11 protein-coding genes are annotated in these 14,612 nt (G+C 49.9%); 8 read left to right on the forward strand and 3 right to left on the reverse strand.

From position 1 onward, the window contains the following. Positions 1-46 precede the first annotated feature (46 nt). The 3 genes from Pan241w_RS02545 to Pan241w_RS02555 all read left to right on the forward strand — a co-directional run bounded on the left by Pan241w_RS02545 (position 47) and on the right by Pan241w_RS02555 (position 4,212). Positions 47-1,942 (forward strand): hypothetical protein, encoded by a 1,896-nt coding sequence (locus Pan241w_RS02545; RefSeq protein WP_145210511.1) that lies wholly within the window; start codon positions 47-49, stop codon positions 1,940-1,942. A gap of 264 nt (positions 1,943-2,206) precedes the next feature. Continuing rightward, positions 2,207-3,388, forward strand: coding sequence for a hypothetical protein (locus tag Pan241w_RS02550; protein WP_145210514.1), 1,182 nt, complete (start codon positions 2,207-2,209; stop codon positions 3,386-3,388). Between the two features lie 26 nt (positions 3,389-3,414). Next, a complete protein-coding gene (locus Pan241w_RS02555) occupies positions 3,415-4,212 on the forward strand; it encodes a class I SAM-dependent methyltransferase (protein ID WP_145210517.1) in 798 nt (265 codons plus the stop codon). Between the two features lie 8 nt (positions 4,213-4,220). On the opposite strand, the gene Pan241w_RS02560 is transcribed toward Pan241w_RS02555, so the two are convergent. Both Pan241w_RS02560 and Pan241w_RS02565 read right to left on the reverse strand, forming a co-directional pair. Beyond that, positions 4,221-4,754, reverse strand: a complete 534-nt coding sequence (locus Pan241w_RS02560; RefSeq protein WP_145210520.1) for an adenine phosphoribosyltransferase — start codon at positions 4,752-4,754, stop codon at positions 4,221-4,223. Continuing rightward, entirely contained in the window at positions 4,747-6,480 is a 1,734-nt protein-coding gene (locus Pan241w_RS02565; protein ID WP_145210523.1) for a serine/threonine protein kinase, read from the reverse strand. The genes Pan241w_RS02560 and Pan241w_RS02565 overlap by 8 nt, the downstream gene beginning before the upstream one ends. A gap of 163 nt (positions 6,481-6,643) precedes the next feature. Here Pan241w_RS02565 and Pan241w_RS02570 point away from each other — a divergent pair, with 163 nt between their 5' ends. After that, complete coding sequence (locus Pan241w_RS02570; protein WP_232107335.1) at positions 6,644-7,024, forward strand: sirohydrochlorin chelatase; 381 nt, start codon at positions 6,644-6,646, stop codon at positions 7,022-7,024. Between the two features lie 84 nt (positions 7,025-7,108). Here the strand turns inward: Pan241w_RS02570 and Pan241w_RS02575 are convergent, their stop codons facing one another. Further along, positions 7,109-8,122, reverse strand: a complete 1,014-nt coding sequence (locus tag Pan241w_RS02575) for an Ig-like domain-containing protein (protein ID WP_145210529.1) — start codon at positions 8,120-8,122, stop codon at positions 7,109-7,111. Between the two features lie 1,004 nt (positions 8,123-9,126). Between Pan241w_RS02575 and Pan241w_RS02580 the strand changes: the two genes are divergently transcribed. The 4 genes from Pan241w_RS02580 to Pan241w_RS02595 all read left to right on the forward strand — a co-directional run bounded on the left by Pan241w_RS02580 (position 9,127) and on the right by Pan241w_RS02595 (position 14,593). After that, entirely contained in the window at positions 9,127-9,900 is a 774-nt protein-coding gene (locus Pan241w_RS02580) for a hypothetical protein (RefSeq protein ID WP_145210532.1), read from the forward strand. Positions 9,901-10,117: 217 nt separating this feature from the next. Continuing rightward, entirely contained in the window at positions 10,118-11,227 is a 1,110-nt protein-coding gene (gene lpxK, locus Pan241w_RS02585; RefSeq protein ID WP_232107514.1) for a tetraacyldisaccharide 4'-kinase, read from the forward strand. A 317-nt stretch (positions 11,228-11,544) separates the two neighbouring features. Beyond that, positions 11,545-12,318: a hypothetical protein gene (locus Pan241w_RS02590; protein ID WP_145210538.1), complete on the forward strand. Its 774-nt coding sequence runs from the start codon at positions 11,545-11,547 to the stop codon at positions 12,316-12,318. Between the two features lie 106 nt (positions 12,319-12,424). Beyond that, complete coding sequence (locus Pan241w_RS02595) at positions 12,425-14,593, forward strand: outer membrane protein assembly factor BamB family protein (RefSeq protein WP_145210541.1); 2,169 nt, start codon at positions 12,425-12,427, stop codon at positions 14,591-14,593. Positions 14,594-14,612: the final 19 nt, after the last annotated feature.

Raw genomic sequence — 14,612 nt, forward strand, 5'->3', positions numbered from 1 at the left:
CGAAAATCTTTCGGGTTGTTGGGAATACATAAAAATGGAAGAAACAGTGTCAATCGAATTTGGTCAGTCAGTACCCCAACAGATCGTTTCCTTATCGGATGAAGAATTTCTGCAGGCGATTCAATGGAAATCGAAACCGTCCGGAGATCTGATGAAGGGGGCCCAGGCGGGCGATCTGAATCGGTTCACGAAAGGCCTGTGTGCGCGACTGAAAGAAACGGCGAAACAAAAGAAGCAGGTCAAACATGCAGCAGAGATGATGTGGGCTTCGCTGTGGTCAGAAGAGACGGATGACGAAACGTGCCGTGCATCGGATTTAATCAAACTGATCAAGTCCGTCCAGGAGTTGCCTGGCAAGAATAAAAAAACATCAAAAAGTGGAAAGCGAAAAAAGACACCTGAATTGAGTTGGGATGAAGTCAGTCGTCTGCTACGTGGCTGGCTGGATCAGGTGACCACTTCCGAACCTCTGCGACCTTACGAGTTGCTACTGTTAACCGAGCTATTGGAAAATGTGGGTTCTCGTTTAGCGCCTGCAGCGCTGATAAGCATGTGGCGTCAGTGTCTGTTTGCCGCTGCCTCACTTTGTTTTAATCTGGAAGAGACCGATTTTTCAGAGACACCGGAAGATCAGGTGATTCTGATTTCCGGCGAGTTGCCTTGGCGTCTCAGTTTTCTGTTCTCGGAAATTTCAGGAGCGAAACACTTTCGTCAACTGGGCCAGCAAAATCTGCGTGACTGCTTTTTTGATCGAACTGATAACGACGGCACTCCGCATGCGGATTATCTGCCTCGAATCGATTTCTGGCTGGCAACGTTGACGCGTTCTCTCTTCACAGGCCAGGTCTGGAAAAAGCCGGTCTGGGATAAAGAGGCATTGGAACGATTTCAATTTTCGGTTGAGAAGCTGGCGGCTGCCTGTGACGTTTCCGGTAAGATCGCAGTGTGTCCGACGCATTCCGTGGCGCATCTTGGCCTGCTGACATTAGCGGCTTACTTTGCAGAGCTTCCCGGCAGAAGTGCCGAGAGAATGTATTTGAATTCGTTGTCCGTTGATAAGAAAAAGCGTAAGAGTTTCTTGATTCAAGCAGAGGACTATGCTTCGAGTCAGTCGGACTGGTCTGCTCTGGCATTGATGCGAAATTACTGGTCGGATGCGGCGAATCTGCTGGCGGTCACCTGGAATGATGAGTTGCCGGTGTTGAGTCTGTCGGCGATAGGCAAAGCCTTGTTTGGAGGGGCCTGGGACTTTTCATTGACCGTGGATGGCAAGGAAATTACCGGAGACGGCGATTGGAGTTCGGTCTGCTGGAATTCGGATGAAGATGCAGACTATCTGGAACTGCAAATGAATCTGGAATCGGGATACACGCTGGAACGCCAGATTTTACTGCCCCGCAATCAGCATTTTGTATTTCTGTCTGATATTGTGATGGGAACCGAAACCGCCAATCTGGAATATCGGTCTGTGATTCCTGTAGCACCGGGAATGACGGGTACATTGGATGACGAAACTCACGAGATGGTGCTTAAGACAAAAGGGTTGTCAGCACGTGTGTTTCCAATTGGTCTGCCACAGGAGCGGGATTTCTTTCAACCGGGCAGCCTGACGTTGAATGATCAGAGTCAACTCGTATTGCAGCAACAAGTTTCCGGCGCCAATGGCTTGTATGCACCGCTGATCATTGACTGGGAGCCGGGATTAAAACGCAAACCGGCAGACTGGGCGAGTCTGACCGTGAGTGAGGGGGGCAATATTTCCGCCCGAGATGAAGCCTCCGGGCATCGTTTGCGAATTGGAAAACATCAGTTGTTGGTTTATCGCAGCTTGAAAAAGGGAGCGCAAGCGCGGGCCGTGCTGGGGCACCATACGAATTACGAATCGGTAATCGGGCGGTTTGATACGGACGGCGATCTGATGCCTTTGCTGTTTGTGGAGTAGTGGCCCATGAATCCGGAATAGACAGGTGATCAATATCTGGCGAGTACGCCAACGAGCGTGCGGACCATTTTGGGCGACATTTCATTCCAGGTCTGATAAGACAGTAGATTCTGCGAAATAGAGTGAATCTTCTCTTTCTGGATTGGCAGGGTACTCAGGGACTTCGAGAATTCTTACAATGGAATTCAATCGGGGGAATCCGAAGCGAGCCACTTGTTGGCAGAGGCCAGTCAAACTGAAGCGACCAGAAATAAGAGAAGCATTATGTCTGAAGATATCTTTACAACCCTGGAAGAGTTACAGCAGCAATCACCGGAAGCCGTGCTGGATCGGTTGATTGAAACATTGACTGAACAGAAGAATTACCATCGTCTGTTTGATGCCTTGCTGATGAAAAAGAAACAGGCACTGGGTGTTGAGTTGCTGCAGCCGACCTCGTTTGATCCGGTTCCCGAGGAACAGAAAAAAGAGTTTGAGCATGCGTATATCGATGCGGCCCGTAAGGTCGGCAGCCTGTTTCTCGATGAAAAACTCTATTCCGATGCCTGGCTCTATTTCCAGACAATTCAAGAACCGGAGCTGGTAGCCGAGGCATTGAACAAGATCAATCCGCGGACGATTCCTGAAGGCAAGGTCGAAGAACTGATTCAGGTCTGCGTGTATGAAGGCGCGAACCCGGAAAAAGGGTTTGAGATTATGCTGCAGGTGAATGGCATCTGTAATACGATTACCGTGTTTGATCAGATGAATGCGCAGCTCAAGCCGGAAAGCCGTCAGAAGGTGGCACGGTTGCTGGTCGATCAGCTTTACAGCGATCTGGTGCAGTCACTGCAGTATCAGGTTCAGCAAAAAGTTCCGATGGCACCGCCGACTGAGAATCTGCGGGAGTTGATGGCAGGCCGAGACTGGATGTTCGAAGGGGGCGCCTATCATATTGACGTTTCGCATTTGAATTCCGTTGTGCGGTTTGCCCGACTGTTGAACGATGACGACCCGAGTCTTGCCAAAGTCATCGAGCTTTGTGAATACGGTTCCCAGTTGGATGAGCAGTTTCAGTATCCGGGAGAAGCGCCGTTCGAAGATTTTTATCCGGCCCATCAGCATTTCTTTAAAGCGCTGACGGGAGAGGACAGCGATCGGAATCTGGGAATCGCTTATTTCGAAAAGAAGCTCGAACAAGAGCCGGACGATGAAGACAAGCAGATGATTGCCTATGTGTTGATCGATTTATTAACACGTGTGGATCAGAACGAGCGGGCGATTGAACTGGCGGAAACCTATCTGAGTCAGTTTGAAGATCCGAATACATTTTCGTTTACGGATCTGTGCCGCAAGACCGATCATCTGGATGTATTGCAGCGCGTGGCACGTGGCAAGGGGGATCTGGTGACCTTTGCAGGTGCGTTGCTGGATGCACAGAGTCAAACGCAAGCTCAGGAATCTTAAGCACGGCCTGTTAGCGAGAGTTCCCCATGTCACACCTGCCCATCAACCGTAGTGCCTGGAATCGGTTGGCAGAGGTTCGCAGCCAGTTTACCAAGGTCGCGACTGATGACGAGTGCCGTGCTCCTTTACAGACATTGGATTCCCGCGGCTGGTTACCCGCTTCCGTAGAAGGGAAGCAGGTACTGTGCCTGGCATCGGGGGGCGGCTGGCAATCGATTCTGTATGCGTCTGCCGGAGCGCAGGTCACTGTGGTTGACTTGAGTAATAAGATGCTGCAGTTGGACGAACAGGAAGCACGCCGACGTGGTTTGCGTGTGCGGATTGTGGAAACTTCGATGGATGATCTGTCTGAGTTGCGTGATGCGCAGTTTGACATCGTGCATCAGCCGGTGAGTACCTGTTACGTGCCGGATGTGGAGGCCGTTTATCGTGAAGTGGCGCGGGTCCTCAGGCCGGGGGGGCTCTATATCAGCCAGCATAAGACGCCGACCAGTTTGCAGATTACCAGCCGCGATCAGCAGAATCAGTACGTGATCGGTCTGGAATATTATCAGCAGGGGGCGTTACCGAAAGCGGACGATCGATCGTACCGGGAAGAAGGGGCGACGGAATACCTGCATCGCTGGGATCAACTGGTGGGCGGTTTGTGCCGCCAGGGATTTGTAATTGAAGATTTACGTGAGCCGATGCGTGCAGACCCCAGTGCGCCAGTCGGACACTTTCGGCACCGGGGTCGGTTTGTTGCGCCCTATGTACGCATCAAAGCGCGGCGCATCGACAATAGCACGAATACTGAAAGCCCGTCTGCAATCTGGGTTCCTTAAGGTTGCTGTTATTCTGAGTCGTATTCGATCAGTGAAAAGACGTCACAACCATTCATTTTCTCGCGCCCTTTCAGGAACGAGAGTTCAATTAGAAACGCGCAACTGACCACTTCAGCATGCGAATGTTTCGCCAGCTCGATACAGGCGGAGATGGTACCGCCGGTAGCCAGCAGGTCATCCACGATCAGCACGCGATCATCGGAATGAATGGAATCAGTGTGCATTTCCAGCGAATCGGTGCCGTATTCCAGTTCGTAATGGAAGGCCTTCGTTTCGAACGGCAGTTTCCCCGGTTTGCGGACTGGAATGAACCGAGCGCCCAACGCGAGCGCCAACGGGGCTGCAAAGATGAAGCCACGGGCTTCGGCTGCCAGGACTGCCGTGATTTGTTTATCACGGTAATAGTCTGTCAGGCGATCGATGACTTCTTGAAAGACTGCCGGTTCGGCAAGCAGAGGAGTGATGTCGCGGAAGAGAATTCCCGGTTTGGGGAAGTCGGGGATTTCACGAATATAATTTTTCAGATTAATCGAATCATTCATTCTCTGGTTCAGCTTTCTGAGTTTCGGTAGGAGCGTCTTCTGCCTGATTCAGTTCGGGCAGGTTCGCAAGGTTTCGTTTCGCTTTGTCGATCTGCTTTTGAGCCACTTCATTGGGATCTTGACCATATAATACAATAAGCGCTTTCCAGACGTCGGCTGCTTCTTTGTATTTCTTTTCCTTGAACAAGGTATCCGCATTCGACATGGACTGAGTCAGCATCACATAACGCTGCGCTGTTCTTGTTGCGTCCTCTCTTAAAGCGTTGAGCATGAGTTCGGCAACATCGCGCATCTCCTTTCGCTCAGTGTCTCCCTGCAGTGCATCGACCAAAGCAGACAGAATAATTTCCGCCTGTACCAAATTACCTGCTTCCAGATAATGTTGTGCCAGCATAATGAATCGTCGGGGTTCATTTTCCTGTCCGCTGCGTAATCTGCGCCTGGCGGTCATGCCTGCTTTGGAGCGCAGTTCATAGGTATTTATTTGATTTAAAGACTTTTTTATCTTCTCTTCCAACTCCGTGGGCGGTGATTCTAAGAGAGGCAGCAGGTATTTATCGCGGGCAGTATACCATTCGGGATTTTCAGGCTGTTTGAGAATCTGTTGGGCCTTTTCGAACATTTCATACTTTGTTAACTCTCGTTCCTGGAACCAGAAGTATCCACCCAGTACCAGAAGCGCCAGTATTCCCAGCAGAAAAAACGTGTTGTCAAAGAGCTGGCTCAGTTTGGAGCCGGTGCTGTCTGCTTCGAGTTGTGCCCGCATTAAGCCCTGCATCAGAGTACCGGAACCGGCTTCCTGGTCGGACGCGGATTGCACAACGGTGGGAGTCACGGAAACATCGCTTGTTCCTGAGAGGGCGTAGGTGTCCTCCGAAGTTGACATCTCGTATTTGTTCAAGACTTCCTGCAGGCGGCGGGAGAGTACATAGGCATCGGGAAAGCGTTTTTGAGGATCTTTTTCCAGTAACTGGCAGACGATTTCTTCCAGCCAGACCGGGAGGTCGTCGACATATCTGCCGGGGCGATCGAACTGACCGTATTTTTGTTTCTGGATGATCGCCAGCATCGTTTTGCCGCTGAAGGGAGGCTTGCCGGTGAGCATGACGTACATCACGGCTCCCAGAGAATACAGGTCGCTCTGTCGGCTGACGCGCTTTCCTTCCGCCTGTTCGGGAGACATATACTCGGCAGTCCCGATAATTCCGCCAGTCACCGTGAGTTTTTCGGTCGCGAACAACTGGGCGACTCCAAAGTCAGCCAGTTTGACCGTGCCGTCGTCTTTGAGCATCAGATTGGACGGTTTCAAGTCACGATGAATAATGCCGGCGTCGTGTGCTGCTTTGAGTGCCGAGCAGATCTGAATGGAAATCTCGATCACGGTTTTCCAGTCGATCCGTTTATCGCGGCGAAGTCGTTTGGTGAGCGTTTCCCCATCCACGTATTCCATGACGTAATAGTAGATGTCGTTTTCGACGCCGCTGTCATAAAATTCAATCACATAGGGATTGTGCATTTTTTTCAGGGCTTCGATTTCACGATGAAAGCGTTCGACAAAACCGGCTTCCCGTGCAAGCGAACTAGGCAGAATTTTGATGGCAACCACTTGATCGGTATGGACATTGGTGGCGAGGTAGACTGATCCCATACCACCGGCGCCAATTTTTTTTCCGATCAGATATTCGCCGAGCCTGTCCGGGGCCGATTCGTGTTCGTGTGTGTTCAAGGTTGCTACTCGATTTTGAAGTGAATTGATCGCCGCTGGAGTGTGACGTTGTTCCGAGAATTACTGGTTGCAGATTGTACAGTGTCCGAATGCAGCCGGGAGTCTATAATCGCACCGGTGGTTGCGTAAGTAAATGCTGGTACTTTCTATTATGGTTGAATTCATGACTGATGCAAGAACGAAGGCAGTTCTCCTGATTGCGCATGGCAGTCGGCGCGATGCGGCCAACCAGGATCTTGTGAAACTCGCAGAGATGCTGCGGGAGCGAAACCTGTTTCCCATCATCGAAATTGCGTATCTGGAGTTGGCAGAACCGACGATTCCCGACGGAGCGGCGCGTTGTGTTGCTGCGGGAGCAGACGAGGTGTTGATGTTGCCATATTTTCTGTCGGCGGGAGTGCACGTGCAAAACGATCTGGAGCAGTATCGGAGTGAATTCTGTACCACCTATCCCGAAACCCGATTCCGGTTGTGTGCTCATCTGGGATTACATCCACTGATGCTGGAAATCGTGCTGGATCGGTTGAATGAACTTGAAGATTAACCGACGTGAACGGATCGCTTCCCAATAAAAAAGGGCACTCCGAAGAATGCCCTTTTTTCTCGCAATGAAGAACCAGTGGTGAAACTAGTTCGTTTTCGTATCAGAAATTTTACCGAAGGCTTTGAATGTGATTGGCTCACCACGTCCGGCAATGGTCACAGTGAATTCTTCTGAATAATCACCGGGTTTGTTGGGAGGCATGATGGTCAGCGGCAAAACGTGAATCGGCTGAGTTGTTTTAGGCATCCGAATTTTGAATGCTTCATCATCAGACTCACACTCGATTTTGTTGATTTCGAATGGCTTTTTACCACGCAGAACCACATTGACCGTTTTTTCCTGTCCGGGGATCATCATTCCCAGTGAAACGACTTCGGGAGTAATCGTGATATCCGACTCGACCTTTGCTTCAACCAGTAGAGGCACGGTTGTGAAGTTGACATCGTTTGTTTTCAACATGATCTGCTCACGAATGGGACCCAGGGGCGTTTTGGGAGACAGATTCAGTACGATATTATAATTCACGCGTCCGCCGCCACGACCGGTTTCGATGGCTTTCACTGTCAAAGAAGGGTCTTTGGTTTCGATGCCGGTTATGGCCCAGTCATCACGGCCCGCATAGGCCAGTGCGACAGTGGTTTCAGCGCCTTTGCCGACTTCGACAGAACCGAAGTTGGCAGCACCGGGTGTGAAGACAACATCGGTACGGATATAAGCAGTAATAGGAACTCGGATTTCGGCATACTGCGGTGCATCGATGGTTACGATGACGTTGGAATCTTTACGTCGCTGAAACCGAGCGGTATCCATTTTGACCTGGATGTAACCTTCTTCGCCAGGTTCCAGAATACTTTTGGACGGTTCTGCAGCAGAGCAACCGCAGGTGGTACGGACGTTTGAAATATGAACCTGGTTAGGGTAGATATTTTTAATTTTCAGACGGTATTGAGCGTCAGAACCACGGGCAATGACACCAAAGTCAATTTTGTCTTTGTCGAACATCTTCTGGGCCCATTCCTGAGCGTAGGAAGGAGCGGTGGTCAACACAAACAAAAACAGGCTCAGAATACCAAATCGGAAACTACTCTTTTTTAACATTATAGAATCTCACTTCTGCAAAAGTATTAACTTCGATGTATGAATAAAGTTGAGCTACTGAGATTGTTAAAAGGCAGGCGAGTGGACCGACTTTCAGCACGCAACTTTTCAATCATAATTAGTGCAGAATCCATTCACAGAGACGTTTCACACTACTTGTAAAATCGGGCTTACATAAACTCTTGCCGTTGTCTGAAACTCAGAAGTAGGAACAGTTCATCAGGCCTAAATCAGATCGCCAGCATTATAGTGCGTTTATGCATCCGAGATCAATTTTGATATTCAGAACATAAGCAATTGGCGTATGTGTGACAAATACATCAGTCGGCATCGACACTTTGGTGGTGGCAATTTAGTTCGCATACGTGGAATTGTCAATGTTGTCTCTTTCAGTTCGAAACTGCTAGCCCTTGCCGGCGCAAGCGGATTAATCCGACTCGATTCAAGCCCTCTGATGCGGATGTTTGTGATGTCGCAACTAGCTTCTGTAAATAGATTTGGGTGAATACTGGTTGCATACGGATTTTCAGTAAAACTGGTGAAAATTGATGCAATCGATTCCCCTGAACGACAAAGTTTTCCTTATTTTAACAGGCTTTCCCATCTTGGTTGAGGTGAGTTTTTTACCGGTTCGAAAGGACTCTCAAAGCAGTTCAACTCAATTCGCGAAAAACCGGCTTTCTCTGAATTCCATTCTGCATGGCTGATGGGGAGTGATACGTTTGAAAGTAGAGTGTGCTGCATTTGAAGTCACTCTGACAAATACACCATGACCAACAGACAAACATCGAGTTTGTCTGACGATGTGATAAGGGAGACGGGATGTCTTTCGCTATCAGACTGGCTTCATTCTCCTGAGTGTGAATGAACTGGTTCGTTTCATACAAAAAAGCGTTTTGAGTTGAGAGTTGCTAAAGCGAAAAGATGAGAAACGTCACTGTGTGCTCAGTGACACTGGGAGAACTTCAGTTCGGTCTCATTATAACAGGGAGTATTAGGTTAAAATGATGAACATAAAAACTGCCAAGGCAGGTCTGACCGGACTGATGGTTCTGGGACTGGTCTGGTTGGCATCGCCGAACCAGGTCGAAGCTGGTCACCATAAATGTGGTAAAGGTCATTGCGGTCGGGGTGGTCTGTCTCTGTTTCATTCGGGTAAATGTTGCAGCCCGTGGAAGCTGGGACATAAACATAAATGTCGAACCGGTTGCGGGGAAAGTTCCTGTGGCTGTGGTTCAGGTTCAATAGCAGATCATTATTATCAAGGAGCCGTCTATGGTTTGGGAAACAGTTCGCGCGTTGGTTGCCAGTCGTGCCAGTCGGGAGGTGGTGTTGCTGGCTTTAATGGGATACCAGCCGGTGAGAGTGCAGCGCCGCCGTTAGCCATGCAGCCGATGGCGATGCCAAGAAGGCCGACGATCCTGCATTATCCGGGAACGATGGGCACCGCTTATATGCGTCCCACCCGCATGATGCCGGCCGATGGGCCTGAAGGCCACCCACGTGATGCGGGATTGGATATCTATGCACCTGGTGCGACAGATATTCGCGTGGTTGCGTTGAATCCCCAGCGGGATGAAATGGTTGGTTATCGTGATCCTGAAAACGATGATATCTGGGAATTTGTAACGAAGCGCCCTTTGATTCCCGGTATTCAACACGTTTATCAGGTGTATGCGATTTTTCCTGAAACCGGGAGAGTTCCCCAAACCAGACGGGTCCGTTTAATCATGGGGCGAATCGTTGAACTCAGTTATAAGCCTTACCCGAAGCACTGATCGCACACTTGAGTGTTGTGCGAGGAGCTCAGGGAGTCTGTCACCAATCTGTTACGACGATCTTCCTGAAATGAGCTCTGGTTCAATTTGATTTGTCCTGTTGCACCCACGCCCTGTTTTGAGCGCGGTAGTATTTTGAGTCTTGAAGACTGGCTGCAGGTTAGCCAGAACGATTCGACTCAGCTATCATGTTCAGAACAGGGCGTGTTTTTTTGTGATGACACGACCGACTCCTTTCATTCTGTCGAGTGTAAAAGCAGGCCGATTTGTGAACGAAGTGGAATATCTGAGGATCATCTCAGGCCAGAGACAGGATTGGCGCGCTCAGGCGCTCAAACCCTGTCTGTGGGTTTTCAGTCTGTTTTACCGCGCGGTGGTTTCAATTCGAAATCGAATGTTCGACTGGCGGCTGCGCACGATTGAGCGGCCTCGTGTTCCGGTCATCAGCCTGGGGAATTTAACGACAGGAGGCACGGGCAAAACTCCGTTCGTAGCTTATCTGACGAAGTGGTTTCAACAACGGCAGGTTCAAGTCGCATTGTTGAGCCGCGGGTATCGTGCTTTACCGGGCGAAGTGAATGATGAAAAGTTATTGCTGGATCGGCTGTGTCCCGGCGTTCCGCATTATCAAAATCCGAATCGCTGCGCTTCTTCAAAGCAGGCAATTAACGAGGGCGCGCAACTTCTGGTTCTGGACGATGGATTTCAGCATCGCAAGCTGGCGCGTGATCTGGATATTGTGCTGATTGATGCCGTGTGTCCCTGGGGCCATGGCTGGCTTTTGCCACGCGGCTTGATGCGCGAACCAAAGTCGTCATTAAAGCGGGCAGACTTTGTGATCCTGACCCGCGCCGATCAATGTTCGCCCGCGGCATTGGCGCATCTGAAAGAGGAGGTTGCCCGAACTCTTTCGCGAGATCGAATCGCCTGTGCGGTCTTTCGACCTCAGGAACTTGTGAATGTTTCAGGCGAAACAGAATCTCTGGACTCTGTTGCCGGAAAAACCGTGTGGGGGTTCTGTGCGATTGGCAATCCCGAGGGTTTTCGCCAGACACTGGAGAACGCCGGTTTTGTCGTAGCGGGAATGCAAATTTTCCCGGACCATCATCATTATTCGAGTGACGATTTGGAGGAGATCGGAGTTCAGGCAGCGAATGCCTCCGCGGAGTTAATTCTGACGACGAGTAAAGATCTGGTTAAAACCAGTGAACAAAAATTGTCTGAAATACCGGTCTGGTCGGTTGAAATCGGTGCGGAAATCATAGAAGGAAATGAGGTTTTTGAGGGATTACTTCAGAATCTGATGCAGGAAGTGTCCTTGGACTGAGTTTTTGTTCTGGCACGGAATTCTCTTCAATTTTGTTTTTTAAACATAAAAACAAATACATATCGGACTTGAGTGCCCCTTTGATCCGGAAAATTGAGGTAATCCTGTTTCGGAAATACTTGATTTTGGGTCTTTGTTCTGTCATCCTGAAGTCTGACGAGAATTCATTAGTGCGGAATTTTTGTCTCGAGATTTAGAATCTCACCTGACTTTGTAACCTGCCAAAAACACGGACCTTCTGCATTGAAGCAGGGTTCGTCTCCTTCCCCCATGATGGTCTTTTCAATCGAACTTCAAATAAACGAGGTGTTTTAATCATGCAAAAATTGAATATTAGCCAGATTTTCATCGCTGCTCTTCTGGTTTCCGGTATGAGTCTTCTCAGCCCAGCAACCGTTTCTGCAGAGGGTTGGGGATCTATCACAGGGCAGATTGTCTATGACGGCGATGTACCAAAGCCTGTCATTGAGCGTAAAAAAGGCGACCCGCTTGTCAAGGATACTGCCGTCTGTGCTGCCACAGATCATTTGTCTAATGAGCTCGTGATCAATGCCGATAACAAGGGGATCAAAAACGCCTTCATGTACTTACGGAAAGTCAAAGATATTCATCCTGACCTGAAGGAATCGAAAGAAAAGACCGTGGTCTTTGATCAGAAGGCTTGTACTTTTTTCCCACATGCGATGGTCGTTCGCACGGATCAAAACGTGCTGGTGAAGTCAGCTGATCCCGTGGCTCATAACACACATACTCATCCATTCAGAAATGAAGCGGTGAATTTCATTCTGACCCCCAATGATCGCGTGGGAAAAGAAGTTTCCAACCCGGTTGGTGAAAGACTGCCTTTTAAAGTGACCTGTGACATTCATCCCCTTATGAAGGCCTACTGGTTTGTTGCTGATCACCCCTATGTTGTCGTTTCTGATAAAGATGGAAAATTCACGATTAAAAACCTTCCCGAAGGAGAAAACGAATTCCGTATCTGGCATGAAAAGGGTGGCTATATCGTTCGCTCATTGGATGTGAATGTCAAAGCGGGAGAAACCATTGATCTGGGTCAGATCAAAATCAGTCCTGCCAAGTTTAAATAATCAATCTCAGTGATCTGAGAGATTTTTCGATACGGGCACGTCCGATGGGGCGTGTCCTTTTTAATGCCTTGTCACTGTTGCCGAAGATGGTGAGGTCGTCATAACCATGCAAATGCTTCGTGGTTTCATCACACTGCTTGTGTTGGGAACGACTTGTTTCTCGGCAGAGTTCTGTCTGGCGCAGCCGGAGCCGCTAGACGCTTCACTGAAATTTCGTGAATCTGTCTCATTGGATGTGAATAATACGGTACTCAAAAAAATGGGTTCCGTGCGTGATTATCTGGCAGAGCGACAGTGGGAAGATGCGGTCAACATCTTAGTACAGATTTCCAATGAATACGGCGACTCGCTGTATCCCGAATCGCCGGGCCGGTATCTGCGGGTGTCGGAATACTGCCAGAATCTGCTGGCTGGTTTTCCGCGTGAAGCGATCGCCATCTATCGTGAAAAAACTGACCCGCGTGCCAAACGCTGGTGGGAACAGGCCGAGACAGATGCGACCGTTCAACCGCTGTTGAATATTATTGAACAGGCTTTAATGAGCAGTTATGGAGATGACGCCTTGTATCGACTGGGAGAGATTTCCTGGGAACAGGGAGATTTGTCTCAAGCCCGCGCTTACTGGAGGAAATTGATCCCTCCCACCGACGCCGCTCCGCGGGGCCAGTATGATCCGGGCGTGTTTCTTTATCCCGACACCGATTTACCGATACCGTCTATCCTGGCGCGGCTTGTTCTGGTCAGCTTTTTCGAAGGAAACATTGAACGGGCTGCGTTGGAAAGGGATGTATTCCGCAAGAAATATCCGGAAGCGACTGGTACTCTGGCGGGGCAAAAGGGAAATTTGGCAGCGATCTTAACTTCTATCCTGGCAGATCCTTCTCAGGTATCGCTTCCCGCGACACGACTGGAAATGCAGACGTTTGCCGGTGATCAGAGACGGAACTTCAGCGCAGAAAAAAAACTGGATGTCGGTGCGATCGCATGGTCTTTTCCAGTGCCGCTTAACTGGAGCCAGGAGTTTCCCCGCAAGCCGGCCTTCGCGCAGCGAATTTCCCCCGGACTGTTTCCGGTCGTGAGTGGGGAACATGTCTACTTCAATGATGACGAACGGATTTATGCGTTGAACTGGAAGAGCGGACTACCGGCGTGGTCCGGGGAAGAACAGGCTAGCCCGATCATTTACCCGACGGTGCCGGGTGGTACCTCCCGACTTCCCTTTCGGCCTGTGGTGGGAGTGCCTCGGTTTACGATGACGATTGCCGATGGCCGTCTTTATGCCCGCATGGGATCTCCGGTGACATCGGTTGCCAAAGATGAACGCCTGGGTCTGTTTTCGGATCTGGTGTGCCTGGATATTGATCAGGGGCAGGGAAAACTACTTTGGAAAATTTCTTCTGCTCAGTTGCGCGAACTGAATTATGTCTGGTCATTCGAAGGGGCACCGGTCGTTTCTGGCGATCGACTGTATGTGATTTTGCATCGCGGTTTTCCAGAAGTACAAACCAATGTTGCGTGTTTCTCGACAGAGAGCGGGGAACTGATCTGGAATCAGAAGGTTTGTCTGGCGTTACGAAATATTGAAGAGGGTGTGAACTATATCACGCATTTATTACTGACCCTGGCAGAAGGCCAGCTTTATCTTTCCACGGATATGGGAGCCATCGCTTCACTGGACTCCCGAGACGGCAAGATCAACTGGCTGGTGACCTATGCTTCACAAGAGGGAGTCAACAAACATGAGCTCAGCGATCATATGGAAACGGGGCTGGTGCCCTGCGTGTATGATCGTGGGATTCTGTTTGCCGCTCCGCAGGACTCCACTGAATTAATGGCCTTGGATGCTGATACCGGTTTGTTACTTTGGCGGCGGGAATTGCCGCATCAAATTCGGAATCTGCTGGGTGTGAATGGATCGACTCTCATCGCCAGCGGCAACCAGCTATGGGGCCTGGATCGAGTTACCGGCGTTGTCAAATGGAAGCTGGGTTCCCAGGACCCGGAAGGCTATGGTTATGGTCGAGGAGTTCTGGCGGGAGATTATGTTTACTGGCCTTTACGGGAAGAGATTCTGGTCGTCGATTCCGAACGGGGAACCTTAACACAAAGAATCGCGTTGCGAGCCCTGCATGGGAAAACGGGGGGGAATTTAATCATCGCGGGGCAGCAATTGCTGGTTGCTCAGCCTCGTCAGGTGACCGCATTTGGTGAATATAGTCAGTTGCCGTCTGAAGCGGACGACGAGAAGAAGATTTCTGCGTTCATAGCAAAATAGTTTTCAAAGTGTTTTGTTG

The organism is Gimesia alba, from assembly GCF_007744675.1.
Taxonomy (GTDB): domain Bacteria; phylum Planctomycetota; class Planctomycetia; order Planctomycetales; family Planctomycetaceae; genus Gimesia; species Gimesia alba.